At 61.4% G+C, this 25,190-nt stretch carries 25 protein-coding genes and 1 riboswitch; of the genes, 18 read left to right on the top strand and 7 right to left on the bottom strand.

Annotation, left to right across the window (positions count from 1 at the left end):
* Positions 1–18: 18 nt before the first annotated feature.
* On the top strand, positions 19–681 hold the full coding sequence (locus tag PQT43_RS06890; protein WP_110594701.1) for a class I SAM-dependent methyltransferase: 663 nt from the start codon (positions 19–21) through the stop codon (positions 679–681).
* A 2-nt stretch (positions 682–683) separates the two neighbouring features.
* Here the strand turns inward: PQT43_RS06890 and PQT43_RS06885 are convergent, their stop codons facing one another.
* Together PQT43_RS06885 and PQT43_RS06880 are read right to left on the bottom strand one after the other, a co-directional pair.
* Positions 684–2,003 (bottom strand): PQQ-dependent sugar dehydrogenase, encoded by a 1,320-nt coding sequence (locus PQT43_RS06885; RefSeq protein ID WP_272753625.1) that lies wholly within the window; start codon positions 2,001–2,003, stop codon positions 684–686.
* 70 nt (positions 2,004–2,073) lie between these two features.
* A complete protein-coding gene (locus tag PQT43_RS06880) occupies positions 2,074–2,655 on the bottom strand; it encodes a hypothetical protein (protein WP_102880553.1) in 582 nt (193 codons plus the stop codon).
* A 170-nt stretch (positions 2,656–2,825) separates the two neighbouring features.
* Positions 2,826–3,058: riboswitch (cobalamin riboswitch) on the top strand.
* An 80-nt stretch (positions 3,059–3,138) separates the two neighbouring features.
* On the opposite strand from PQT43_RS06880, the gene cobO reads away from it, so the two are divergent.
* From cobO to PQT43_RS06810, 14 genes are all read left to right on the top strand, one after another.
* Complete coding sequence (gene cobO / locus PQT43_RS06875; RefSeq protein WP_102860750.1) at positions 3,139–3,750, top strand: cob(I)yrinic acid a,c-diamide adenosyltransferase; 612 nt, start codon at positions 3,139–3,141, stop codon at positions 3,748–3,750.
* A gap of 10 nt (positions 3,751–3,760) precedes the next feature.
* The gene (locus tag PQT43_RS06870) at positions 3,761–5,083 is read left to right on the top strand and encodes a cobyrinate a,c-diamide synthase (protein WP_267268728.1); all 1,323 of its coding nucleotides are present in this window, start codon (positions 3,761–3,763) and stop codon (positions 5,081–5,083) included.
* Positions 5,076–5,726, top strand: a complete 651-nt coding sequence (gene bluB, locus PQT43_RS06865; protein WP_102880550.1) for a 5,6-dimethylbenzimidazole synthase — start codon at positions 5,076–5,078, stop codon at positions 5,724–5,726. Before PQT43_RS06870 ends, bluB begins: the two co-directional genes overlap by 8 nt.
* Entirely contained in the window at positions 5,723–6,631 is a 909-nt protein-coding gene (gene cbiB / locus PQT43_RS06860; protein ID WP_123394146.1) for an adenosylcobinamide-phosphate synthase CbiB, read from the top strand. Before bluB ends, cbiB begins: the two co-directional genes overlap by 4 nt.
* On the top strand, positions 6,624–7,616 hold the full coding sequence (gene cobD, locus PQT43_RS06855) for a threonine-phosphate decarboxylase CobD (RefSeq protein ID WP_102880548.1): 993 nt from the start codon (positions 6,624–6,626) through the stop codon (positions 7,614–7,616). The genes cbiB and cobD overlap by 8 nt, the downstream gene beginning before the upstream one ends.
* Positions 7,613–9,064 carry a cobyric acid synthase gene (locus tag PQT43_RS06850; RefSeq protein ID WP_267268727.1) on the top strand — a complete coding sequence of 484 codons (1,452 nt, stop codon included), beginning with the start codon at positions 7,613–7,615 and terminating at the stop codon, positions 9,062–9,064. The genes cobD and PQT43_RS06850 overlap by 4 nt, the downstream gene beginning before the upstream one ends.
* A 35-nt stretch (positions 9,065–9,099) precedes the next feature.
* The gene (gene cobU / locus PQT43_RS06845) at positions 9,100–9,621 is read left to right on the top strand and encodes a bifunctional adenosylcobinamide kinase/adenosylcobinamide-phosphate guanylyltransferase (protein WP_102880546.1); all 522 of its coding nucleotides are present in this window, start codon (positions 9,100–9,102) and stop codon (positions 9,619–9,621) included.
* Positions 9,618–10,673, top strand: a complete 1,056-nt coding sequence (gene cobT, locus PQT43_RS06840) for a nicotinate-nucleotide--dimethylbenzimidazole phosphoribosyltransferase (protein WP_267268726.1) — start codon at positions 9,618–9,620, stop codon at positions 10,671–10,673. Before cobU ends, cobT begins: the two co-directional genes overlap by 4 nt.
* Positions 10,670–11,245, top strand: coding sequence for a histidine phosphatase family protein (locus PQT43_RS06835; RefSeq protein WP_267268725.1), 576 nt, complete (start codon positions 10,670–10,672; stop codon positions 11,243–11,245). Before cobT ends, PQT43_RS06835 begins: the two co-directional genes overlap by 4 nt.
* A gap of 1 nt (position 11,246) precedes the next feature.
* Positions 11,247–11,978, top strand: coding sequence for an adenosylcobinamide-GDP ribazoletransferase (locus tag PQT43_RS06830; protein WP_102880543.1), 732 nt, complete (start codon positions 11,247–11,249; stop codon positions 11,976–11,978).
* Positions 11,979–12,048: 70 nt separating this feature from the next.
* Complete coding sequence (locus tag PQT43_RS06825; RefSeq protein ID WP_267268724.1) at positions 12,049–12,453, top strand: MarR family winged helix-turn-helix transcriptional regulator; 405 nt, start codon at positions 12,049–12,051, stop codon at positions 12,451–12,453.
* 52 nt (positions 12,454–12,505) lie between these two features.
* Positions 12,506–13,708, top strand: a complete 1,203-nt coding sequence (locus PQT43_RS06820) for an MFS transporter (RefSeq protein ID WP_110594684.1) — start codon at positions 12,506–12,508, stop codon at positions 13,706–13,708.
* On the top strand, positions 13,705–13,827 hold the full coding sequence (locus tag PQT43_RS06815; protein WP_267268723.1) for a hypothetical protein: 123 nt from the start codon (positions 13,705–13,707) through the stop codon (positions 13,825–13,827). Before PQT43_RS06820 ends, PQT43_RS06815 begins: the two co-directional genes overlap by 4 nt.
* Positions 13,828–13,882: 55 nt before the next feature.
* Positions 13,883–14,434, top strand: a complete 552-nt coding sequence (locus PQT43_RS06810; protein ID WP_267268722.1) for a glutathione peroxidase — start codon at positions 13,883–13,885, stop codon at positions 14,432–14,434.
* An 88-nt stretch (positions 14,435–14,522) separates the two neighbouring features.
* On the opposite strand, the gene PQT43_RS06805 is transcribed toward PQT43_RS06810, so the two are convergent.
* The 3 genes from PQT43_RS06805 to PQT43_RS06795 form a co-directional block, all read right to left on the bottom strand.
* On the bottom strand, positions 14,523–15,809 hold the full coding sequence (locus PQT43_RS06805) for an OmpP1/FadL family transporter (protein WP_102880539.1): 1,287 nt from the start codon (positions 15,807–15,809) through the stop codon (positions 14,523–14,525).
* A 144-nt stretch (positions 15,810–15,953) separates the two neighbouring features.
* Positions 15,954–16,436, bottom strand: coding sequence for a hypothetical protein (locus PQT43_RS06800; protein WP_102860764.1), 483 nt, complete (start codon positions 16,434–16,436; stop codon positions 15,954–15,956).
* A gap of 270 nt (positions 16,437–16,706) precedes the next feature.
* A complete protein-coding gene (locus PQT43_RS06795; RefSeq protein ID WP_025127035.1) occupies positions 16,707–16,931 on the bottom strand; it encodes a hypothetical protein in 225 nt (74 codons plus the stop codon).
* 880 nt (positions 16,932–17,811) lie between these two features.
* On the opposite strand from PQT43_RS06795, the gene PQT43_RS06790 reads away from it, so the two are divergent.
* Both PQT43_RS06790 and rmuC read left to right on the top strand, forming a co-directional pair.
* Positions 17,812–18,135: a sel1 repeat family protein gene (locus tag PQT43_RS06790; protein ID WP_102880537.1), complete on the top strand. Its 324-nt coding sequence runs from the start codon at positions 17,812–17,814 to the stop codon at positions 18,133–18,135.
* A gap of 176 nt (positions 18,136–18,311) precedes the next feature.
* Entirely contained in the window at positions 18,312–19,679 is a 1,368-nt protein-coding gene (gene rmuC, locus PQT43_RS06785) for a DNA recombination protein RmuC (protein ID WP_170001972.1), read from the top strand.
* Positions 19,680–19,691: 12 nt separating this feature from the next.
* On the opposite strand, the gene PQT43_RS06780 is transcribed toward rmuC, so the two are convergent.
* Together PQT43_RS06780 and PQT43_RS06775 are read right to left on the bottom strand one after the other, a co-directional pair.
* Positions 19,692–23,165, bottom strand: a complete 3,474-nt coding sequence (locus PQT43_RS06780) for a hybrid sensor histidine kinase/response regulator (protein WP_267268721.1) — start codon at positions 23,163–23,165, stop codon at positions 19,692–19,694.
* Positions 23,166–23,298: 133 nt separating this feature from the next.
* A complete protein-coding gene (locus PQT43_RS06775) occupies positions 23,299–23,844 on the bottom strand; it encodes a TetR/AcrR family transcriptional regulator (protein WP_253084710.1) in 546 nt (181 codons plus the stop codon).
* 91 nt (positions 23,845–23,935) lie between these two features.
* Between PQT43_RS06775 and PQT43_RS06770 the strand changes: the two genes are divergently transcribed.
* Entirely contained in the window at positions 23,936–25,141 is a 1,206-nt protein-coding gene (locus PQT43_RS06770) for an MFS transporter (protein WP_272753624.1), read from the top strand.
* Positions 25,142–25,190 lie beyond the last annotated feature (49 nt).

Raw genomic sequence — 25,190 nt, 5'->3', positions numbered from 1 at the left:
TCTCCGGTCGAGGTGCTCGTGACTGCTCGTACCCTCAACCTCGACGATGCCCTTTATCAGTACCTGCTGGACGTTTCACTGCGTGAGACGCCCTTATTGCGTCGTTTGCGTGACGAAACCCAGGCGCTGCCCAATGCGCGCTGGCAGGTGGCGCCGGAGCAGGGGCAGTTCCTTGCGCTGCTGATCAAGCTGATCGGTGCTCGCCGCATCCTCGAGGTCGGGACCTTCACCGGCTATAGCGCCTTGTGCATGGCCCAGGCGCTGCCCGACGATGGTTTGTTGATCTGTTGTGATATTCCCGGCGATTACAATGCCACCGCCTGTCGTTACTGGAAGGATGCGGGAGTCGACCAGCGTATTGACCTGCGCCTGGCGCCCGCGCTGCAGACCCTGGCTGGCCTGGAGCAGGCGGGCCAGCTTGAGTCTTTCGATCTGATCTTTATCGATGCGGACAAGGCCAATTATCCGGCCTATCTGGAGTTTGCCCTGCGTTTACTGCGAGTCGGGGGCCTGGTGCTGTTCGACAACACGCTATGGAGCGGGCGAGTGCTGGAGGCGAATGCCGCCAGTGAGGATACCCGAGCCATCCAGGCGCTCAATCGCGCTTTGAAGGATGACTCGCGCATCGATTTGTCACTGCTGCCCCTGGGGGATGGCCTGACCCTGTGCCGCAAGCGCTGAACTCAGGGTGCTTTGGCGGCGGATACCCGCCAGATCTTGTTGCCGACGTCATCGGCGACCAATAGCCCCCCTTGCTGATCGATGACTACCCCGACCGGGCGTCCCAGGGCTTTTTCATCGGCATTGAGAAAGCCGCTGAGTACGTCGATCGGTTGTCCTTGGGGTTTGCCTGCACGGAAAGGCACGAATATCACCTTGTAGCCGCTGTGGGGCTTGCGGTTCCAGGAGCCGTGCTGGCCGATGAAGGCACCTTCGGTAAAGGGCGCGGGAAGTTTGCTGCCTTCGGCGAAGGTCAGGCCCAGTGAAGCCGTATGTGGGCCCACGGCATAATCCGGGGCGATTGCCTTGCTCACCTGTTCGAGGTTTTGTGGCTTGACCCGCACGTCCACGTGTTGCCCGTAGTAACTGAAGGGCCAGCCATAAAAAGCCCCGTCCTTGACCGAGGTGATGTAGTCCGGAACCAGATCGCTGCCAATCTCGTCGCGCTCATTGACAGCGGTCCATAGCGCTCCACTGACCGGCTCCCAGGCCAGGCCGTTGGGGTTGCGCAGGCCGGTGGCGAACAGGCGATGCTTGCCGCTGGCTCGATCCACTTCCCAGATGGCTGCACGGCCCTCTTCTTTATCCAGGCCATTTTCCCCAACGTTACTGTTCGAGCCGACGGTGACATACAGCTTGCTTGCGTCCTTGCTGGCGATGACGTTCTTGGTCCAGTGGTGGTTGAGTGTGCCGCCGGGGAGGTCAAGCACCTTGGTGGGGGCTGCGCTGATGTGGGTGTCACCGGCCTGATAGGGGAAGCGCAGCAGCTTGTCGGTGTCCGCTACATACAGATCATTGCCCACCAGAGTCATGCCGAAGGGGGAGTTGAGGTTCTCCAGGAACAGGCTGCGGGTTTCCGCCACGCCGTCGTGATCCTGGTCCCGCAACAGGGTAATGCGGTTGGCGCTGGGGACGGTTGCGCCGGCACGGCCCATCACTTTTCCGGCGATCCAGCCGCGAAGGCCCTGGCTGTCATCCGGCTTGGGCGGTGCATTGGTTTCAGCTACCAATACATCGCCATTGGGTAATACATACAGCCAGCGTGGGTGGTCGAGGTTTTCGGCGAAGGCGGCAACCTGTGTGCCGGCTGCTGCTGTTGGTTTTGCGCCCTGTGGCCAGCCGATGGCGGGGGCAATATTGACCGTGGGGATCAGCGTGGGATTGGGCTGCGGCAGTTTGGGGTTCGGTCCGGTGCCGTCCGAGACTTGCAGGCTTGAGGTTTCGCCGCAGGCGGTGAGGCCGGCGGCGATAGCGATAAGCAAGGTGTGTTGAAGCTTGAGCATGCTGATTTCCCTATGAGTGCACGAACGTCGTAGTCATAGAGGAGCATAGCCAGTCGATGGTTCCGCCTGATCAGCGGGCCTCCTTGAACAGTACGGCAATCCCAGGATGGTAGTGGCCGCTTTCGTTATGCAGCTTGCGGTAGGCGTAGGGGAAGTACCAGGCTACGGCGCAGCAGTGCTCCTTTTGCAGTTCGTCCAGCATGTCCTGAAGTTCTTCGGGAGAGGCGCTGTGCTGGGCTTTTTGCGGGGCGACAAACAGGCAGCCAAGCCTCAGGTCGCTGGGGTAGCTGATCTTTCTGGCGTCACTGGCAATGTCCAGCAATGGCTGGGTCAGGTGCAGGCTGTTGACCCGCGGCCAGCGCTGGGTGGTCTGGATATAGGCGCGTTCGTCCTTGGTGGCCAGGTACAGGTCGGTACGAGCGTTGCGGGCGCCGTCTTCCTGTTGCTTCTTGCTGGGGCTGTGTTCCAGGCTGATCATCTCCGCCATCCAGGCAGCCGCGGAAAGTAATCCCAGGTTGGCCTTTTCATCGAACCAGTACGGGGTTTCGCTATCGCCGCGGACTGCGTTGTAGCGGTCAATGCAATCGAACCAGCGTTCCAGCATCGGGCGCAGGAATTCCAGCTTTGGATTGCTGATGATCATGCCTTGCATCGAGCTCACTCCTTATTGTTGTGCGGCAGGACCTTGGGTCCTGAATTATGGCTTTTTGATATCACCGCTCTGAGTGTGGCACAAGATTGGCGTCAGTTTGTTGATGCGGTGCAGTTTTGTGTGGTGTGCGACGGCTGGCTTTAATTGACGCTCCACCCCCAACCCTCTAACCTTCGCGACTTGTTTCAGGTGCTCTGTGGCCCACGGTCGACAGAGTGAAACAGGGAAGCCGGTCAGGGCCTGTTCCAGCGATGGACACGGCAACGATTCCGGCGCTGCCCCCGCAACGGTAGATGAGTCAAGGCTGTGCCACATGCCACTGTGTCGATGACATGGGAAGGCGCGCAGCCCGGCAGCGATGCCCCTCATGAGCCCGGAGACCGGCCTGATCCATCCAACGGCATCACGGTGGGCGATGCCAGGCTAGCGCCGTCTCTTTCTTTTCCTGCCCGCCGTTCCCCAGCCCCAACGGAGAGCTGCCCCATGAGTGAATCCCCCGATCGTGACGAGCGCCATCTGGCGCGCATGTTGCGCAAGAAAGCCGTGATCGACGAGCGCATCGCCAACTCGCCCAACGAATGTGGTCTGTTGCTGGTGCTGACTGGCAATGGCAAGGGCAAGAGCAGTTCGGCCTTCGGCATGCTGGCGCGGTCCATGGGCCACGGTATGCAGTGTGGTGTGGTGCAGTTCATCAAGGGCCGTAACAGCACCGGGGAAGAGTTGTTCTTCCGGCGTTTTCCAGAGCAGGTGCGGTTTCACGTGATGGGTGAGGGCTTCACCTGGGAGACCCAGGATCGCCAGCGCGACATTGCTGCGGCCGAAGCGGCCTGGGCCGTATCCAGGGAGCTGTTGAGCGACCCGGAGATTGGTCTTGTAGTACTCGACGAGTTGAACATCGCGCTCAAGCACGGCTACCTGGATCTGGACCAGGTGCTCAGTGATCTGCAGGCTCGGCCACCCATGCAGCATGTGGTGGTGACCGGCCGCGGCGCCAAGCCGGAGATGATCGAGCTGGCAGATACCGTCACTGAAATGGGCATGGTCAAGCATGCGTTCCAGGCCGGTATCAAGGCGCAGAAAGGTGTTGAGCTGTGAGTGTGAATTCATGACCGATGTTCGTCATTGCCCGGCGGTATTGATCGCCGCACCGGCTTCCGGCCAGGGCAAGACCACCGTGACCGCGGCACTGGCCCGCCTGCACCGCAACCAGGGGCGCAAGGTGCGGGTATTCAAGTGCGGTCCGGATTTTCTCGACCCAATGATTCTTGAGCGTGCCAGCGGTGCTCCGGTGTACCAGCTGGACATGTGGATGGTCGGGGAGCAGGAAAGCCGTCGCTTGCTGTGGGAGGCTGCGGGCGAAGCAGACCTGATCCTGATCGAAGGGGTCATGGGGCTGTTCGATGGCACGCCCTCCAGTGCCGATCTGGCGCGGCATTTCGGCGTCCCGGTGCTGGGGGTGATCGATGGTACCGCCATGGCCCAGACCTTTGGTGCGCTGGCCCTGGGACTGGCCCGCTATCAGCCGGACCTGCCGTTCGCCGGGGTGCTGGCCAATCGGGTAGGCACCTTGCGTCACGCGCAGTTGCTCGAAGGAAGCCTCACCGAGGGGGTGCGCTGGTACGGTGCCTTGTCCCGGGAGACTGACATCGAGTTGCCTAGCCGCCACTTGGGGCTGGTACAGGCCAGCGAGCTGAATGATCTGGACCTGCGTCTTGATGCTGCCGCTGAAGCCCTGGCCAGCAGTTGCCAAGTGGCACTGCCGCCGGCAGTGAGCTTTGCCGCACCAACGCCGGTACCCTGCGAGCCTTTGCTTGCGGGTGTGCGAATCGCTGTGGCGCGGGATGAGGCGTTTGCCTTTACCTACGGTGCCAGCCTGGATCTGTTGCGGGCCATGGGCGCGCAGTTGAGCTTCTTCTCGCCGATTCATGACACTGAGCTGCCGGAGGCGGACAGTCTGTATCTACCCGGTGGATACCCTGAATTGCACCACCAGGCACTGGCGCAAAACACCGCGATGCTGGGTGCCATTCGTGCCCATCATGGTGCGGGCAAGCCGTTGCTCGCGGAGTGTGGCGGCATGTTGTACTTGCTGGACTCCCTGACCGACGTCGAAGGGCAGCGTGCCAATCTCTTGGGGCTGCTGCCCGGTGATGCCGTGATGCAAAAGCGCCTCGCGGCCCTGGCCTTGCAAGCGGTGGAGTTACCGGAAGGCAGCTTGCGTGGTCACACTTATCATCATTCCCTGACCAGCACGCAACTCGAGCCGATTGCCCGCGGCATCAGCCCCAATGGTGGCCGTGGTGCGGAAGCGGTGTATCGCGATGGGCGGATGACTGCCTCCTATGTGCACTTTTATTTTCCGTCCAACCCGGCGGCGGTGGCGGCTTTGTTCGTGCCAGCTCCTATAGAGGATGCGGTAGGTGAGTGAGCAGGATTTTTCTACGGCGGAGCGTGAGGCGGTTTATCGCGCCATTGCCGAGCGCCGGGATATGCGTCACTTCGCCGGTGGCAGTGTCGCGCCCGAGCTGCTGCGGCGTTTGCTGGAGGCGGCGCATCAGGCACCCAGCGTGGGGTTGATGCAACCCTGGCGTTTTATTCGTATCAGCGATCGCCCGTTACGTGGACGAATCCAGCAGTTGGTGGAGGAGGAGCGGGTGCGCACTGCCGAGGCCTTGGGAGAGCGTTCCGACGAGTTCATGAAACTCAAGGTTGAAGGCATCAATGACTGTGCCGAGGTGCTGGTGGCGGCGTTGATGGATGGGCGTGAGCGGCATGTCTTTGGTCGGCGCACTCTGCCGGAAATGGACCTGGCTTCGCTGTCCTGTGCCATTCAGAACCTCTGGCTGGCGGCGCGCAGCGAAGGCCTGGGCATGGGCTGGGTTTCGCTGTTCGAGCCCCAGGCCCTGGCCGACCTGCTGGGATTGCCCGCCGGTGCCAAACCCTTGGCCGTGTTGTGCCTGGGCCCGGTTACCGAGTTCTATCCGGCGCCGATGCTGGCGCTGCAGGGTTGGGCGCAACCCCGGCCATTGAGTGAGTTGCTGTATGAGAATTACTGGGGAGTGAGTCAATGAGTGTGGCGTTGCTGAGTGTCGCCGGGGTGGCGCTGGATGCGCTGCTGGGCGAACCCAAGCGCAGGCATCCGCTGGTGGCCTTTGGCCGTATGGCGGATCGTATCGAGCAACGTTTCAACGCCGCCGGCCGAGGCTGGCGCAGTCATGGGGTCACCGCCTGGGTACTGGCGGTGCTGCCCTTGACCCTGTTGGCCACGGCCCTGTCCTGGCTGCCCTACATTGGTTGGGTGGTGGAGATCATTGCACTGTATTGCGCCCTGGGCCTGCGCAGCCTCGGCGAGCACGTTGAGCCGGTGGCTCAGGCTTTGCGCAGTGAAGACCTGGATGAAGCCCGGCGTCGGGTCGGTTTTCTGGTGAGCCGTCAGACCAGTGAACTGGACGCCACCGAAGTGGCGCGGGCAGCCACTGAGTCGGTGCTGGAAAACGGCAGCGATGCCGTGTTCGCCGCCTTGTTCTGGTTTGCCGTGGCCGGTGCGCCGGGGGTGGTGCTCTATCGTCTGAGCAACACCCTGGATGCAATGTGGGGCTATCGCAACGAGCGTTTTGAGCGTTTCGGCTGGGCGGCGGCGCGAATCGACGACCTGCTCAACTATATTCCTGCGCGCCTGGTGGCCCTGACCTATGCCTTGCTGGGCAAGACCCGCCTGGCGCTCAAATGCTGGTGGCGCCAGGGGCCGACCTGGGACAGCCCCAATGCCGGTCCGGTGATGGCGGCTGGAGCGGGCGCCCTGGGGGTCGAGTTGGGCGGCGCAGCGATTTATCACGGTGAGTTGCACCAGCGTCCGCAACTGGGCGAAGGCGAGCCGGCGAGTGCCGACTCCATCGATCGCGGTTGGCAGTTGGTGCAGCGGGGTGTCTGGCTGTGGTTGTTGATTTTGTGCCTGGGGGCTGAATTCTATGCTTGAGCACGGCGGAAGGTTGCGCAAGGCGGCCCAGGAACACGGAATCGGCGAAGAGGCCTGGCTGGATCTGTCCAGCGGATTGGCGCCCTGGCCATTTCCCTTGCCGACCATTCCCCTGCGTGCCTGGGCACGTCTGCCGGAAACCGATGATGGCCTGGAACAGGCGGCCTGCGCCTACTACGGCGCGACTGAGGTGCTGCCGGTGGCCGGTTCCCAGGCGGCGATCCAATTGCTGCCGCGGCTGCGGCGGGCTGGCAAGGTCGGGGTCTTGTCACCCTGTTATGCCGAACACGCCGAGGCTTGGCGGCGCAGTGGCTACCGGGTGCGTGAGGTGCTGGAGCAGGAAGTGGATTTCTTTCTCGACAGCCTCGATGTGCTGGTGGTGGTCAACCCCAACAACCCCACTGGTTTGAGCCTCACGCCCGAGCGCCTGCTGGATTGGCATGCCCGCTTGGCCCAGCGCGGTGGTTGGTTGGTGGTGGATGAAGCTTTCATGGATAACACCCCGCAACTGAGTCTGGCCCGGCATGCCCATCAGGTGGGGCTGATTGTCCTGCGTTCATTCGGCAAGTTCTTCGGGCTGGCTGGCGTACGCCTGGGTTTTGTCCTGGCTGAGCGCCGGTTGCTCAGGCTGTTGGCGGAGCAGGTTGGCCCTTGGGCGGTCAGCGGGCCGACCCGGGTGCTGGGGCAGGCTTGCCTGCGGGATGTCGAGGGGCATGCCCGGCAACGTCTGCGCAGTGAAGAGGCCAGCGAGCGCTTGAGTGAAATTCTTGCGCGCTACGGCTTCAAGCCTCAGGGCGGCTGTGCGCTGTTTCAATGGCTGATCACCGCCGAGGCCGAGCGGCTTTATCAATTCATGGCGCGGCGCGGCATTCTCCTGCGGCTGTTCGCCCACAACAGCAGTCTGCGCTTCGGCCTGCCCGCCGACGAGGCCGATTGGGCGCGCCTGGAACAGGCGCTGCAGGCTTATCGCAAGGACTATCCATGAGCACGCTAATGGTACAGGGCACCACCTCGGATGCCGGCAAGAGCACGCTGGTGACCGCGCTGTGTCGCTGGTTGCTGCGCCGGGGCGTCAGCGTGGTGCCGTTCAAGCCGCAGAACATGGCGCTCAACAGTGCGGTGACCGCCGACGGTGGCGAGATCGGCCGGGCCCAGGCGGTCCAGGCCCAGGCGGCCAACCTGGCACCCCACACCGATATGAACCCGGTGCTGCTCAAGCCCAACAGCGACACCGGCTCCCAGGTGATCATTCACGGACGGGCCGTCACCACCATGAATGCCGTGGCCTATCACGACTACAAGGCCATCGCCATGCAGGCGGTTCTGGCTTCTCATGAGCGTCTGCGAGGCGCTTATGACGTGGTGATGGTGGAAGGGGCCGGCTCTCCGGCAGAGATCAATCTGCGGGCTGGCGACATCGCCAACATGGGGTTTGCCGAAGCGGTGGACTGTCCGGTGCTGCTGATTGCTGATATCAATCGTGGCGGGGTGTTCGCCCATCTGGTGGGGACTCTGGAGCTGCTTTCGCCCAGCGAGCAGGCGCGGGTCAAGGGCTTCATCATCAATCGTTTCCGCGGTGACCTGGCGCTTTTGCAGCCGGGCCTGGACTGGCTGGAGGCCCGTACCGGCAAGCCGGTGATTGGTGTGCTGCCCTATGTCATGGACCTGCATCTGGAGTCGGAGGACGGCATCGACCAGCGCCAGGCCGGCAAGGTCGAGCAAGTGCTGAGGGTGGTGGTGCCGGTGCTGCCGCGCATCAGCAATCACACGGATTTCGATCCGTTGCGCCTGCATCCTCAGGTGGACTTGCAGTTCATCGGCCCCGGGCAGGTGATTCCCGCCGCCGACCTGATCATTCTTCCCGGCTCGAAAAGCGTACGCGGCGATCTGGCCTATCTGCGAGCCAACGGCTGGGATCGGGCCATCGACCGGCACCTGCGTTATGGCGGCAAGCTGCTGGGTATCTGTGGTGGTCTGCAGATGCTCGGCAAGCAGTTGCACGACCCACTGGGTCTGGAGGGCGCGGCGGGCTCCAGCCCGGGCCTGGGCTTGCTGGATTTTGAGACCGTGCTCGAAGCAGAGAAGCAGCTGCGTAACGTCAGCGGCAACCTGACCCTGGAGAATGCGCCGGTCAGTGGCTATGAAATTCACGCCGGCGTCACTCGCGGCCCAGCCCTGGAGCAGCCTGCGGTGCAGTTGGAGGACGGGCGCAGCGATGGTGCTTGCAGTGTCGATGGGCAGATCCTCGGCACCTATCTGCATGGTCTGTTCGAGACTCCGGCAGCCTGTGGTGCGCTGTTGCGCTGGGCGGGGCTGCAGGATGTGCAGGAGGTGGATTATCACGCCTTGCGCGAACGCGATATCGAGCGTCTGGCGGATCTGGTGGAGCGTCATCTGGATACCGCCGCGCTGCTCAAGCTCTGTGGCCTGTAAGCCGCGGTGGACTCACTTTTCAAAGGTGCTCAAGCATGCTGCAACTGATTCTCGGCGGTGCCCGTTCCGGCAAGAGTCGCCTGGCGGAAAAACTGGCCACCGACAGCGCCCTTGAGGTGACCTACATCGCCACCAGCCAGCCACTGGATGGCGAGATGAATCAACGTATTGCCCATCATCGTCAGCGCCGCCCGTCCCATTGGGGGTTGATCGAAGAACCGCTGGAGCTTGCCCGGGTGCTGCAGCAGGCCGCTGGCACCGGGCGTTGTCTGCTGGTGGATTGCCTGACCCTGTGGTTGACCAATCTGCTGATGCTTGAGGACGAGCAGCGCCTGGTGCTCGAGCGTGAGGCCTTGTTGCAGTGTGTGGCGACGCTGCCGGGGGAGATCATCTTTGTCAGCAACGAAACTGGAATGGGTGTCGTGCCCCTGGGCGAATTGACTCGCCGCTACGTGGATGAAGCCGGTTGGCTGCATCAAGCCCTGGCCGAACGTTGTCAGCGTGTGGTGCTGACGGTGGCCGGCCTGCCCCTGACTTTGAAAGGAACTGCGTTATGAGTAACTCCTGGTGGCTGAACCCGTGCAAGGCGGTCGATGCGCGGATGGTCGAGCAAGCCCTGGCGCGTCAACAGCAATTGACCAAGCCGGCTGGGTCACTTGGCCAACTGGAGCCCTTGGCGGTACGTCTAGCCGGTCTGCAAGGACAGCTCAAGCCAGGCCTTGAGCGGTTATGGATTTCGATTTTCGCCGGGGATCACGGGGTGGTCGCCGAGGGCGTATCCGCCTACCCGCAGGAAGTGACTGGGCAGATGCTGCTGAACTTTGTCAGCGGCGGCGCAGCTATCAGCGTGCTGGCACGGCAACTGGGGGCACAACTGGAGGTGGTGGACCTGGGGACAGTGTCATCCGGATTGAGCCTGCCGGGTGTGCGCCACCTTAACCTGGGGGCCGGTACGCAGAACTTTGTCCAGGGGCCGGCCATGACCCCGGCTCAGGGTGAGCTGGCCCTGCAAGCAGGCCGCGACAGTGCGTTGCGCGCCCGAGCCGAGGGTGCCCAACTGTTTATCGGCGGTGAGATGGGCATTGGCAACACCACTGCCGCCAGTGCCATTGCCTGTGCCTTGCTGGACATTCCGGTGGCGCAGTTGGCCGGACCGGGCACCGGCTTGAATGCAGAAGGGGTCAATCACAAGGCCCAGGTCATCGAGCGGGCCTTGGCCCTGCATGCTCGGTCCCGCGACGATGCCTTGCAGACGCTGTTCAATCTCGGTGGTTTTGAAGTGGCTGCGTTGGTGGGGGCCTATCTGGCCTGCGCTCAGGAAGGAATCGCAGTGCTGGTTGATGGGTTTATCTGCAGTGTCGCGGCCCTGGTGGCGGTGCGCCTGAATCCGGCGTGCCGTCCATGGTTGTTGTTTGCGCATCAAGGGGCCGAGCCCGGGCACCGGCATGTGCTGGGCGCTCTGCAAGCCGACCCGTTGCTGGATCTGGGCTTGCGTCTGGGGGAGGCTAGCGGTGCCGCGCTGGCGGTGCCATTGCTGCGCCTGGCCTGTGATCTGCACGGGCAGATGGCGACCTTCGCCGAGGCGGCCGTGGCGGACCGCCCGGCATGACCCTGTATCTGGACCTGTTGCGCCACGGTGAAACCGAACTGGGCGGTGGTTTGCGTGGCAGTCTGGACGACGCCCTGACAGAGCGGGGCTGGCAACAGATGCGTGACGGGGTTCAGGGGCGCGGGCGTTGGGATCTGATCGTCAGTTCACCCTTGCAGCGGTGCTCGCGTTTTGCCGAGCAACTGGCTGCGCAGTTGCAGTTGCCCCTGCTGCTGCAGCCTGATGTGCAGGAGTTGCATTTTGGGGCCTGGGAGGGGCAGAGCGCAGCGGCGCTGATGGAAACCAATGCCGATGATCTGGGCCGATTCTGGGCCGATCCCTATAGCTTTACTCCGCCCCAGGGAGAGCCCGTGGCGGACTTTTCCCAGCGGGTGCTGGGGGCGATCGAGGGCTTGTACCGGGACTGTGCCGGGCAGCGGGTGCTGTTGATCAGTCATGGTGGGGTGATGCGCCTGTTGCTGGCCCGGGCGCGGGGGCTGCCTCGGGAGCAGTTGCTGAATGTGGAAGTCAGCCACGGTGCGTTGTTCAGCTTGAAAGTCGCCGCTACGGGGCAATTGAGTGAGGAGGGCTGAGATGCTGCCATTCTGGATTGCCCTGCAGTTTCTCAGCAGCCTGCCCATTCGCCTGCCGGGCATGCCTCAGCCTGAAGAGCTGGGGCGCTCATTGCTGTTCTATCCGCTGGTGGGGCTGTTGTTCGGTGTGCTGTTGTGGTTGCTGGACGCCGTGCTAGCGGGCACCCCCTTGCTGCTACACGCGGCGTTGCTGCTGAGCGCCTGGGTCTTGCTCAGCGGGGGATTGCACCTGGATGGTTTGGCAGACAGTGCCGATGCCTGGCTGGGGGGCTTCGGTGATCGAGAGCGCACCTTGAGCATCATGAAAGACCCCCGGAGCGGGCCCATCGCTGTGGTGACGTTGGTGCTGGTGCTGTTGCTCAAGTTCGCTGCACTGGTAGCGCTGATCGAACAGCAGCAGGGCGTTGCCTTGTTGCTGGCACCTCTGATTGGGCGTGCCTCATTGCTGGGATTGTTCCTTTGCACGCCATATGTGCGTGCGGGTGGCCTGGGTCAGGCGCTGGCCGATCATCTGCCACCACTGGCAGGGCGACAGGTGCTGGGCTTGAGTGTCCTGGTCTGTTTGCTGCTGGGAGGCTACAGCGGACTCTGGGTGGTGCTGCTGGCGGTGTTGCTGTTCTTCTGGTTGCGCCAGTTGATGATTCGGCGCTTGGGCGGCACTACCGGCGATACGGCGGGGGCTCTGCTGGAGTTGCTGGAGACGGCGGTATTGCTGGTGATGGTGCTTATTTGAGCAAGGTCTGCAGTAGCTGCTTTTTCTGAAATTTCTTGCCTTGGATTAATAGCGGGTATATACACGCATCATGCTTCCCTCTCAATGTTTGTGCACCAACCTGCGTCGTGCCGCTCGTGGCGTCAGCAGGTATTACGACGGCGCCCTCGACGGCTTCGGGATTAACGTTGCCCAGTATTCTTTGCTGAACAATCTGCTGCGTCTCGATCAGCCGAGCATTTCCAGCCTGGCGGACGCCATGGGCCTGGACCGCAGTACGCTGGGGCGTAATGTGCGGGTCCTGGAGGCTGCGGGCCTGGTCCGGTTGATGGAAGGTGACGACCAGCGCAACCGCCTGGTGCAACTGACCGAGGCGGGGCATGAGCGCTTGGTGGCAGCCTTGCCGGCCTGGGAAGCAGCCCAGCAGCGGCTGATCGATCGGCTTGGGGTGGAGAAGCGTGAAACCTTGTTGGCCTTGCTGAGCGAACTCGCCTGAAGGCGCTTCGTTCGACTACAAGCGGGTATATACCCGCAATTGGAGAATAAAAATGTCATCGATGTGGCGCACCTGCGGCTGGGTACTTCTCGGCAGCGCATTGATCCTGGCGCTGTCGCTGGGGGTTAGGCATGGTTTCGGCCTGTTTCTGCCACCCATGAGCGCGCAGTTCGGCTGGGGCCGTGAAGTCTTCGCCTTTGCCATTGCCTTGCAGAACCTGATCTGGGGCCTGGCACAGCCGTTTACCGGGGCCCTGGCCGACCGTTTTGGTGCGGCCAAGGTGGTGCTGGTCGGTGGCGTGTTGTATGCCGTGGGACTGGTGTGCATGGGGCTGTCGGATTCGGCGCTGAGCCTGTCCCTGAGTGCCGGGTTGCTGATTGGCATCGGTTTGTCCGGAACTTCCTTCTCGGTGATTCTCGGGGTGGTCGGTCGTGCCTTGCCGCCGGAAAAGCGCAGCATGGGCATGGGGATCGCCAGTGCCGCAGGCTCCTTCGGCCAATTCGCCATGCTCCCGGGAACCTTGGGGCTGATCGGCTGGCTGGGCTGGTCGACGGCATTGCTGGTGCTGGGCCTGCTGGTGGCGCTGATCGTGCCGCTGGTCAGCATGCTCAAGGACAAGCCGCTGCCGGTGCTGGGGCATGAACAGAGCCTGGGCGAGGCCCTGCGTGAAGCCTGTTCTCACTCGGGGTTCTGGTTGCTGGCGTTCGGCTTCTTTGTCTGTGGTTTCCAGGTGGTGTTCATCGGCGTGCATCTGCCGGCCTATCTGGTGGATCAGCATCTACCGGCGACAGTTGGAACCACGGTGCTGGCGCTGATCGGCTTATTCAACATCTTTGGCACTTACACAGCGGGCTGGTTGGGCGGGCGGATGTCCAAGCCACGTCTGCTTACTGGCTTGTATTTGTTGAGGGCGGTGGTGATTGGTCTATTCCTGTGGTTGCCCGTGACGCAGACCAGCGCCTACCTGTTCGGCATGGCGATGGGCTTTCTCTGGTTGTCCACCGTGCCTTTGACCAATGGCACAGTGGCTACCTTGTTCGGGGTCAGGAACCTGTCCATGCTCGGCGGCATTGTGTTCCTGTTCCACCAGTTGGGGTCCTTTCTTGGCGGTTGGCTGGGGGGAGTGGTGTATGACCGTACCGGGAGTTACGACTTGATCTGGCAGGTGGCGATTCTTCTCAGCTTGCTGGCTGCGGCCCTCAACTGGCCGGTACGCGAGCGGCCGGTGGCGCGCTTGCAGGCGAGTGCAGCATGAAACCATGGTTGGGTTGGGGGATTGGCCTGGGAGTCGGCAGCCTGTTGTTGCTGCTGGCCTGGTGGGGTTGGCATCGTGGCGGGCTGGCGCTGATGCAGTTGGGCATGGGTGCTTGCTAGGCGGGCGAGGGGGCGAGTAACGTCGGTGTCTGACAACTATTCAAGGACACTGGACATGGCTAAGGGCTGGTTTGTTGTTCCGGCATTACTCGCAACCTTCGCAGGTTCGGCTTGGGCTGCAGAGTGCCCGGAGCTGTTGCAGGGTTCTGTCCCCAAGTTGCACGCCAAGGAATCCATCGATCTGTGCCAGCGCTTTGCCGGCAAGCCGCTAGTGGTGGTCAATACCGCGAGTTTTTGCGGGTTTGCCCCTCAATTCAAAGGCCTAGAGGCGCTGTATCAGCGTTACAAGGATCAGGGGTTGGAAGTAGTGGGTGTTCCGTCCAATGACTTCAAGCAGGAGTCCAAGGATGGCGCTGAAACCGCCAAGGTCTGTTACGTCAACTACGGCGTGACGTTCACCATGACCGAGCCGCAAAAGGTTCGAGGGGCAGATGCGGTGCATCTGTTCAAGGTCCTGGCGCAGCAGAGCAATGCGCCGAAGTGGAATTTCTACAAGTACGTGGTGGATCGCCAGGGCAATGTGATTGCCAGCTTTTCCAGCCTGACCAAGCCGGATAACCCGGAATTCATTGAGGCGGTGGAGAAGGCGTTGGCGTCCAAATCCTGAGTTTTGCGGATCAGCACATGAAAAAGCCCCGCCTCTTGAGAGGCGGGGCTTTTTCTTTCGGTTCTAGAGGCACAGGCCTCTTAACGATTTAGAAGCGGTAGGTTGCACCTACGCCGAAACCGTTCGCGCTGTTGTCGTACTGGGCGTTGTAAGTCTGGCCAAGGGCATTGCTGCGGTTGACGTTGACTTTCTCTTCCTTGAGGTAGGAGTAGGCAACATCGATGGTCAGGTCTTCGGTTGGGCTCCAGCCGGCACCCAGGCTGAAGATGGTCCGGTCGCCGGTAGGAATGCGTGGTGAACGGTCAGTGTTGTTGGTTGGCGCCTGGTCAAAGGTCAGGCCAGTACGCAAGACCCACTGTTTGTTCAACTGGTAGGACGTACCGATGGCGTAAGCCCAGGTGTCATGCCAGTTCTGCTCTTCCTGGATGCTGCCCAGTTTCAGCGTCGGGGCCAGTGCGCCACCTGTTGCAGCAGTGACACCCTCGTTGTTGACGGTGATGTCTTTCAGGCGGCTCCAGCGGGTCCAGGTGGCACCGGCATAGAGTTTCCAGGCATCGTTCAGTTCCTGGGTGACCGAGAGGTCGTAGGACTCTGGAGTGTCGATTTTCAGGGAGGCGTCGTAGCGGTTGCTTTTCAGGATGCCTGGGTTGGTGCCGGCACCGGCGGTGACATCAGTGTGGCCTTCCAGTTTGTATTTCACTTTCGAGTGGTAGGTCAGGCCCACGCGGGTGGTGTCGGTAGCCTGGACCAGCACGCCGATGTTGTAGCCATAACCAACGTCGTCACCCTTGATTTTGACTTTGCCGTCATTGGGCGAAAAAGGGGTAGTCAAGGCTGATTCCAATACACCGGAAATACGGTTGATGGTCGGGCCAAAACCGATCGAAACCTTATCGTTGAAGGCGTAGCTTACGGTTGGCTGGAACGTTACGACCTTGACTTCGCTTTTGCTGCCGAAGTTACGTCCCTGGAAGCTGCTTTCATAGTCGGTGACCAAACCAAATGGAGCATAGACCCCCAGGCCGAACGCCCATTGGTCATCGATTGGTTTGACGTAGAAGCCCATAGGCACGGCAGTTAAGGGCACCATATCGCCCTTGTTGGTGCCCTGGCGGCTGCCACTGGTGTTCCTGAGGTCGGTGGACGCATCGATAGCCGCCATACCGCCAGTGACTTGCTGGCGTTTCAGGCGCGACATACCGGCAGGGTTACCAAATACAGTACTTGCATCATCGGCAGCGGAAGAGCGGCCAGCAAAGCCAGTACCCATGCCGCTGATGCTTTGTTCGTTAAGAGCAAAACCGCTGGCGAAGAGTTGGGTAGAGGCAAGTGCAACCGCGAGACTGATGGTGGATTTGAGCATGAATTTTTTCATTATTAGAACTCCTGGTGATCACCGAGGCGAAAACTACCAACATTTCGGCTACGGCGCTATAGGCTGTAACAGTTGATTTAGAGCGGTTTTGTAGGACAATCCGACCAGAATCGGGGTTTTTCTCCGATTTTGTGAAGGTCGGTGTCAGCAGGCGAGCTGGCTCAACGGTGAAACGCAGGTTTGCCAGGCGCAGGCGAAATCTCTCAAACGTCCTTGTGGTTGAAAGGTCTTCCTCCAGATACGGGCCATGCCGAGCAGATCGTCGGCTGCGGGGAGTGGAGTGTGCTGTTGTTCCACCAGCAACCAGGCGATGGCGGTGGCATAACGCAGATTGACGGTCAGTTCCAGGTGCGGTCCGGCGAGGAACGCATGTTGGCTGGCCAGTCCTCTCACCAGGCTGGCCCGTTCCGGGTCCAGCGCCAGGTAGTGATCCCAGAGGTCCTGGTGGCGCACTTCAGTGATGCGGTACAGGCCGTGGCCGCGGCGATCGTGCAGCGCCGAGCCCAGCGCCGACTGACTGGCGGCAATGCCCAGCAACAAGGCTTCAGCGGTTTTGCTATGACTGCCCAGGTACATCAGCGTCGGGCGAATGACATAGCGGCACAACTCGCTGGCGGCGATACCCATAATGCCCTCGAGGGGGGAGGTGGCCGGCGAAACCCGAAGGTGCTTGGCAGCAATGAAAGGATCAGGTTTGCCGGAAGCGGCGCGGGCCGCCTGACTTGAAGTGTAGTGTCATATCTATGTTGTAAAGGCCTGTTTTTAAAACATTTCCGAGCTCTTGTTATAAGCCTTATACCTATTGGTACTTTGGTTGGAGGAGTGGATTGGTAAATCACAGGCAATAAAAAGCCCCGCGATCAGGCGAGGCTCTTGGGTTTTCAGCACTCTGGCGTATCAGGCCACCAAGGCCTGGCGTGTACGCTCGATCACTGCCTGCAGCGGTTCGGCGCTGGAGTATTGATCGGGATACAGGCGTTCGCTGTGACGGGCGATGCCGTGTTCATTGACCAGGGTGAAGCTGAAGCAGCCTTTGCGAGTGGCCATGATCAGGCAGTTCAACGGCGCAAAAGCGTGGGTTAGGGTGCGAATGGCATCCTGAGTCTGGATTTGAGTAGACATAATTATTAGGTGTTCCTACAAATGACACGGTTAAGAACCGTGCAACGTTAAAACGTTCCAGTAACGTCGACCACTATTGGTCAGACGAAGAACCCGACTGGAACAAAGCAGCCAGTTGCAGCGCTTTAATAAGGTTGCGCTAGGGGCTGGCAGGTAGGTACTTAGGAGGGCAGGCAACACAGCAAGGGCAAAGGTTCTGGGCCCAGGGTGGAGATCCTGATCAATTTGCAGGTTGGTTCGGTCAGAGTAAGTAACTTGGGCACGGCCTTTGATTTCGTTTCAAGGGCTGTGTCAGTTTGAGAATTACCTGGAAACCAGCGAGGTGGTCGGTCCTTGATGTTCGACGTTGTTCTCGTTAGGAGAGGTGTCGGCGGGACTTGTTCGACCAGAATTGACTTTCAGCTTGGTACTAACGGGGCGGAGTCTATCGGGTTGAAGGTGGGAATGCAAGTGTGCTAGGAAAAATGTTCCTTGGGCAACGACGTCACGGGGTGACGATTGTGTCACCTCCGACACGGCGGGGTGTACGAAAGTGGTGCATTGCCGACGTCAATTTCCGTCCAGTTGTGCACACTTGTTGTGCCACATGTCACCGGGTTGTCACCTTCCCCAAGGCTTGCTCCATAGCCTGTCTCGAGAATTTAAGTCAATGATAAACATCGTCTTTTTTTACTGGTGAAAAAATCGTCAGTTTGACTGAAGAGCCCGTCTCATGGGGCTTTGAGAGGGTTGTAGAGGGGTTGTCCACTGACTTATCCACAGCTTCTGTGGATTGTCCCAAGCGCTTGCTCTAGGACGGGCGTGCTGGCTCTTTTTTGACTTTACCCGAGCGAAAAAAGGAGTAGAGTGGCGCGCCTTCCGATCTGCCCCACAGTGCTTTATGAAGTTTCGCTCAGTATCACCTTCTGTTACCGCCCTCCCTGACAGTGTTACCGAACCCAAGCGTTTCTCCTTGCGTGTGGCTCTGTGGTTGCTGGACAGCCCGCGCCTGGGACACAACCCTAACGTCAAGCACTTTGCCGGACGTTTACTCAAGCAGCCGGCCCGGGAAGGCGTGGTCGCGGCGCAAAGTCGCCTGGGTCAGTTGATGTGCCGCGAGTGTGGCAACGCCCGGGACCGCCGTATCGGTCACGACCTGTTGCGCCAGGCAGCCCGCGCCGGTGACCGTCGTGCTCAACTGGAGCTGGGCCGTATCGAAGACTGAGGCTGTCCAACGCCCGGTGGCTTGGTTAACCTTCGTTCCTTATTTCGCTGACAGGAATTGCTATGGCTATGGACTTGACCAGCCTGCTGCTCGGCCTGGCGGGAGCGGCGCTGCCGTTACTGGTGCTGGCCTGGCAACTGCAGCGTCGCGCCAGTTCCAACCAGTCCGAGCTATCACTGCTGGAAGAGCGTCTGGCTACGGCCCTATTGGCCCAGGAAGGACTCATGGCACAGCTGGATGCCAGTCGTGATGAAGTCAGTGACCTGAGTCAGGCCAATGCTTTGAAGCAGGCGGACCTGGCGGCTGTGCGTCGAGAGGTCGAGTTGCTGCAGATTGAACGGGACAACGCCCGTGACGCTGCTCACGCCTGGAACCTGGAGCGTGCTGCCAAAGAGAACGAGTTGCGACGTCTGGATGCCCAGGCTGCCTCGTTACAGGCTGAGCTACGAGAGCAGCAGGAAAGCCACCAGCAGCGCCTTACCGATCTGCAAGGGTCCAGGGACGAGCTTCGGGCCCAGTTCGCCGAGCTGGCGGGCAAGATCTTCGATGAGCGCGAACAGCGTTTCGCCGAGACCAGCCAGCAGCGACTTGGGCAGTTGCTGGACCCGCTCAAGGAACGCATCCAGTCGTTCGAAAAAAGGGTCGAAGAGAGTTATCAGGCCGAGGCCCGCGAGCGTTTTTCCCTGGCCAAGGAGCTGGAGCGTTTGCAGCAACTGAATCTGCGCTTGAGTGATGAAGCCACTAACCTGACCCGCGCCCTCAAGGGGCAGAAGACCCAGGGCAATTGGGGGGAGCTGATTCTTGAGCGGGTGCTGGAGCACGCAGGCCTGGAGAAGGGACGCGAATACCAGACCCAGGTCAGCCTCAAAGGGCCGGACGGTGAGCGCTTCCAGCCCGATGTTCTGATCATGCTGCCGGGTGACAAGCAGGTGGTGGTGGACTCCAAGGTCAGCCTCACGGCCTACCAGCAGTATGTCGGCAGCGACGATCCACAGATTGCCCAAGCGGCCCTGAAGCAACATGTGCTGTCCCTGCGCAATCACGTCAAAGGCTTGGCCGGCAAGGATTACAAACGTCTGGAAGGCTTGCACAGCCTCGACTTCGTACTGCTGTTCGTGCCCATCGAAGCTGCATTCTCGGCAGCCCTGCAAGCCGAGCCCAACCTGTTTCAGGAAGCGTTCGACCGGCATATCGTCATTGTCAGCCCAACCACCTTGCTCGCTACTTTGCGGGTAATCGACAGCCTGTGGAAGCAGGAGCGCCAGAGTCAGAATGCCCGTGAAATCGCCGAACGGGCGGGCTGGCTCTATGACAAGTTCGTGCTGTTTATCCAGGATCTGGATGAAGTCGGCAACCGCCTGCAGCAACTGGACAAGGCATATGCTGCCGCGCGCAACAAGCTCACCGAAGGTCGGGGCAATCTGGTCAGCCGCAGTGAGCAGCTCAAGTTGCTGGGGGCCCGGGCCAGCAAGAGTTTGCCGGCAGATTTGCTGGAGCGGGCCATGACCGATGCCGACGGGCGAGAGTTGGAGTTGCCGGAGTAGCCCGGCACTGGCTCAGCCCAGAGGCAGATGACGACTCAATAGGGCGCGCAAGGCTGCCGGTTTTACAGGCTTGGCCAGATAGTCCAACCCCGCCGCGTGCACCTGGGCGATCATCTCCGGACGCCCATCAGCACTGATCACCACGCCAGGCACCGGCTCCCCCAACTGAGTGCGTAGCCAGGCCATGACGTCGGTGCCGGTTTCGCCATCGTCCAGGTGGTAGTCCACCAGCGCCAATTGCGGGCGGATGCCTTCCTTGAGCAGCGCCGCGCACTCTTCGCGGTTCCGGGCAGTCCAGACTTGGCAACCCCAGCGTGTCAGCAGGCTGTTCATGCCGATCAGGATGCTGTCTTCATTGTCCACACAGAGCACCTGCCCGCCGTTGAGGGACTGCCCGTTGAGTTCCACCGCTTTGCCCGGCGCGACCACGCTACTGCGGGCCAAGGGGACGTTGACACTGAAAACGCTGCCCTTGCCGGGCCAGGAGCGTACCTGCAACGGATGGCCGAGGACCCGGCACAGGCCGTCGGCGATGGCCAGGCCCAGTCCCAGGCCTTTTTCGGCGCGGGTCTGGTGGCTGTCCAGGCGCTTGAACTCTTCGAAGATCACCTGCTGCTTATCCCGGGGGATACCCGGTCCCCGATCCCAGACTTCAAGGCTCAATGATTCGCCCCGACGACGCACTCCCAGCAAGACCGGGCCCTTGGCATAGCGGAAGGCGTTAGTCAGGAAATTCTGCAGCACCCGCCGCAGTAACTTGCTGTCACTGTCGACCCGCAGACGGCTACCGCGCACCCGGAATTGCAGGCCCTGCTCATGGGCCAGGGCCTTGAATTCCGCCCCCAGGGTGTCGAATAGCTCGTTGAGGGCAAAGGGTTTGCGATCGGGGGTGATCTTGCCGTTTTCCAGGCGCGAGATATCCAGCAGGTCGCTGATCAGGTCTTCGGCAGAGCGCAGTGAGCTGTCCAAGTGCTGCACCAGCTGCTGGGCTTCGACAGAGAGTCCGTCATTCTGGTGTGAAAGGGCGGCGGAGAACAGCCGTGCAGCGTTCAGGGGTTGCATCAGGTCGTGACTGACGGCCGCTAGAAAGCGCGTCTTGGATTGGTTGGCCGCTTCCGCCGTGCCCTTGGCTTCGGTCAGCGCAGCATTGAGTTGCGACAGTTCATGGGTGCGTTCCGCCACCCGTTGTTCCAGGCCCTCGTTGGCCTCGGTCAGGGCCTGCTCGGCTTCGCGGAACGGGGTGATGTCGGTGAAGCTCATGACGAAGCCGCCACCGGGCATCGGGTTGCCGATCAGTTCGATGACCCGGCCGTTGGGGAACAGCCGCTCGGAAGTATGGGCTCGTCCCTGGCGCATCCAGTGCAGGCGTCGGGCGACGTGGACCTCCGCTTCGCCGGGGCCGCACAGGCCGCGCTCGGCGTTGTGGCGAATGATGTCGGCAATCGGTCGGCCAACGCTGATCAGGCCTTCGGGGTAATTGAACAGCTCCAGATAACGACGGTTCCAGGCCACCAGTTTCAACGACTGGTCCACCACACTGATGCCCTGGGTGATGTTTTCGATTGCGCCTTGCAGCAGTGCGCGGTTGAACTGCAGCACTTCAGAGGCTTCGTCAGCGATGCGCACCACGTCTTCGAGTTGCATCTCCCGGCCTTCGATGGCGGCCTTGACCACGGCGCGGGTCGAGGAGGCGCCAAGGACACCGGCGAGCAGGCGTTCGGTATGGGCGATCCATTCGCCGTCGGCGTTCTGATTCGGGTTGAAGCCTTTGCCCTGACGATAGGCGAAGCGGATGAAACTCTGGCGGGCACGCTCTTCACCGACAAAGCGCGCGGCCAGTTTCAGCAGGTCGTCGATCTGCACTGCCAGCATCGAACGTGAGCTGAGGCGACCGCTGATTTCCTGGCCGATGAAGCGTCCGGCCTGCCAGTGTTCGGAAACCCGGGTGCGCGACAGCACCGAGACCCAGGCGAACAGGGTGAAGTTGCCGGCCAGTGACAGCACCACGCCCTGGGTCAGTGGTGTGATGGGCAGGTCCAGCGGATTGCCGTGCAGCCAGGCCAGGCCGGGGAAGCTGCTCAGGGACCAGCCCAGGCTGTGGGCAGCGATGGGCAGGACCAGGGTGTAAAACCAGATAAAGGTGCCGGCGGCGAGTCCGGCAAACACCCCTCGACGGTTGGCCTGTTTCCAGTACAGCGCGCCAAGCATGGCCGGCGCCAGTTGAGTCACGGCGGCGAATGCAATCTGGCCGATGGTGGCCAGGCTGGCGGTGGAGCCCAGCAGGCGATAGCTGACATAGGCCAGCAACAGGATGACCACGATGCTGACGCGGCGCACCGAAAGCATCCAGTGACGGAACACTTCGAAGGGGCGTTCGGCGTTTTTATGTCGCAGCAACCAGGGCAGCAACATGTCGTTGGAGACCATGGTCGACAGTGCCACGCTGGCCACGATCACCATGCCGGTGGCGGCCGAAGCGCCGCCGATGAATGCCAGCAGGGCCAGGGCGGGATGGGCCTGGGCCAGGGGCAGGCTGATGACGAAGGAGTCCGGCAGCACGCTGCTGGGCAGGAGCATCTGCCCGGCCAGTGCGATGGGCACCACGAATAGCGCAGCCAGGGCCAGGTAGGCGGGGAACACCCATTTGGCCAGGCGCAGGTCCTGGGGCTCGATGTTCTCGACCACGGTGACGTGGAATTGCCGCGGCAGGCAGATGATCGCCATCATCGCCACCCCGGTCTGCACCACCATCGACGGCCAGTTGATGGTTTCCTTCCAGTACTGCTCCAAACGGGGCGCGAGCATGGCCTGGTTGAACAGATCGTCGAAACCGTCATAGAGGCCGAACGTGACGAAGGCGCCGACGGCCAGGAAGGCAAACAGCTTGACCAGGGATTCGAAGGCAATCGCCAGCACCATGCCCCGGTGGTGCTCGGTGGCGTCGAGGTTGCGGGTGCCGAAGACAATGGTGAATAGCGCCAGGATCAGCGACACGATCAGTGCCGTGTCCTGGGCGCGGGTACCCATGGCGTCGGCTCCGGCGCCGATCAGCAGGTTCACACCGAGCACGATGCCCTTGAGTTGCAGGGCGATGTAGGGCAGCACTCCCACCAGGCAGATCAGGGCTACGACCACCGCCAGGGATTGGGACTTGCCGTAGCGGGCGGCAATGAAGTCGGCAATGGAGGTGATGTTCTCCTGCTTGCTGATCATCACCATCTTCTGCAGCACCCAGGGGGCGAACACCAGCAGCAGGATGGGGCCCAGATAGATCGGCAGGAAAGCCCAGAGTTGTTCGGCCGCCTGGCCCACGGCGCCAAAGAAGGTCCAGCTGGTGCAATAGACGGCCAGCGACAGGCTGTACACCCAGGCCCGCACCCGCGGCGGAAGGGGCGCGCTGCGACGGTCGCCGTAGAAGGCGATGGCAAACATGATGGCCATATAGGCCAGGGCAACGGCGGCGATCAGCCCGCTGGACAACGACATGGAAACTCCGAAGCAAAGACGCCGGGCACGTCAGCCCGGCCAGACAGTCTGGCACGATGTTGAGTTGGCGTCAGTGTCGACCAAGGTATCAGCGCGGCCTGATGTCGCAGGGCCTGACGGTCGTTCGGGCGATCTAGGGTTGCAGCGCGAGCTCGATCATTTCATGGAGTTCCGACACCGGTAGCGGCGTGGCGGAGAAGAGGATGCGAAACACGGTCGGCGCCACGATCAGGTTCAGCAGGCGATCGACGTCCGGCAGGCGTTCTTCACTGTCCTGATAGCGTTCGAGGAGGGTCTGCAATTGAGCGCTGAGGATAGTCACGCAATAGCCTGGAGTCGCGCTGCATTGCACGTCGCGCATCATGTTGCGTCCTGGCTCCGAACTCATTTCATCCAGGTACTGCTCGGCCCAGGCTCGCAGGTCGCCCCGCAGGCTGCCGGTGTTGGCCGGTTCGCTGTCCGGACGCATGCGTGCCAGTGCAACATCGGCCAGCAGGGCTGACAGGTCGCCCCAGCGTCGGTAGATGGTCGAGGGGGTGACGCCGGCGCGAGTGGCGATCTGCGGCACGGTCAAGGACGAGCGTTCCTGCTCCTCAAGGAGCTGGCGGACTGCCGTATGGATGGATTCCTGAACCCGGGCGCTACGGCCGCCTGGGCGTAAAGCTTCTTTAATAGCCATGGGAACGAACCTTAACACAAAGAATTTGCTTTAAGCCCGGGGCGGTAGCACACTGCGCAAAAGCAAAATATTAGCTTTAGTGGAGCGTGCTATGTCCGGTGCTATCGACACCTGTGTGTCCAACCGTCGCAGTTTGGTGTTTCTGGCCATTACCTTGCTCAGTTTTCTGGCGGCCTCCAGCGTGCCGACACCGCTTTATCACCTTTACCAGGAAACCCTGCATTTTTCTCCGGCGATGCTGACCTTGGTATTCGGGGTCTATGCCCTGAGTCTGCTGGCCGCCCTGCTGACGGTGGGGTCTCTGTCGGACTACCTGGGGCGGCGGCCGGTGATCTTTGCCGCCTTGCTCCTCAATGTCCTGGCGATGCTGCTGTTTATCAATGAAAGCGGGGTGCAGTGGCTGATTGCTGCACGGGGGATGCAGGGCTTTGCCACTGGCATGGCTACCAGCGTACTCGGCGCCGCGTTGCTGGATACCGATCGCCAGCAAGGCCCATTGGTCAATAGTGTTGCGCCCCTTCTGGGCATGGCGTGCGGCGCCATGGGCGCCAGCTTGCTGGTGGAGTTCGCGCCGTTGCCGCTACAGCTCAGTTACTGGTTGCTGTTGGGGGTGTTCGTGGTCCAGGCCCTGTATGTCTGGCGCTTGCCGGAAAGTGTCAGTCCGCAACCTGGCGCCTGGGCCTCGTTGCGGCCCACATTGCATGTACCGCTGCAAGCGCGGCGAGCGTTATGGCTGGCGTTGCCGGTGGATGTGGCGGTATGGGCTGTGGGCGGCTTTTATCTGTCCTTGGCCCCGTCACTGGTGCGCGCCGCTACCGGGTCAACCTCGAACTTGACCGGTGGCGCTCTGGTGGCGGTGCTGACCCTCAGTGGTGCAGTGATGATCTTTTCTCTGCGCCAGCGACCGGCGGACAAGGTCCTGCGCCTGGGGGCCGGGTTGTTGGCGGTGGGGGTGATGCTGATCCTCGGCGCAGTGCACAGTGCCAGCCTGATGCTGTTCTTCCTTGGCACCCTGGTGCTGGGCAGCGGTTTCGGCGGCGGATTTCTTGGCGCGCTGCGCAGCGTAATGCCCCTGGCCTTGCCCCATGAGCGCGCGGGCCTGATGTCGGCGTTTTATGTCCTGAGTTATCTGGCGTTCTGCCTGCCGGCATTGCTGGCGGGCAACCTGACCCGCAGCTTCGGCCTGATTGCGACTACCGATGGCTATGGGGTTGTACTGATCCTGCTATCCCTCGGTGCTCTTCTGGTACTGCTGCGTCGCCCGGTGCCGCCATGTTGCACAGCACCTGGGAATTGAGCGTGTGGCTCATCCACTGAAAGAACATCCTGGGTACTGATGATCGAGT

This window comes from Pseudomonas sp. BLCC-B112 (assembly GCF_028550695.1).
Lineage (GTDB): Bacteria > Pseudomonadota > Gammaproteobacteria > Pseudomonadales > Pseudomonadaceae > Aquipseudomonas > Aquipseudomonas danubii.
This window is presented reverse-complemented; position numbering and strand designations above follow the sequence as displayed.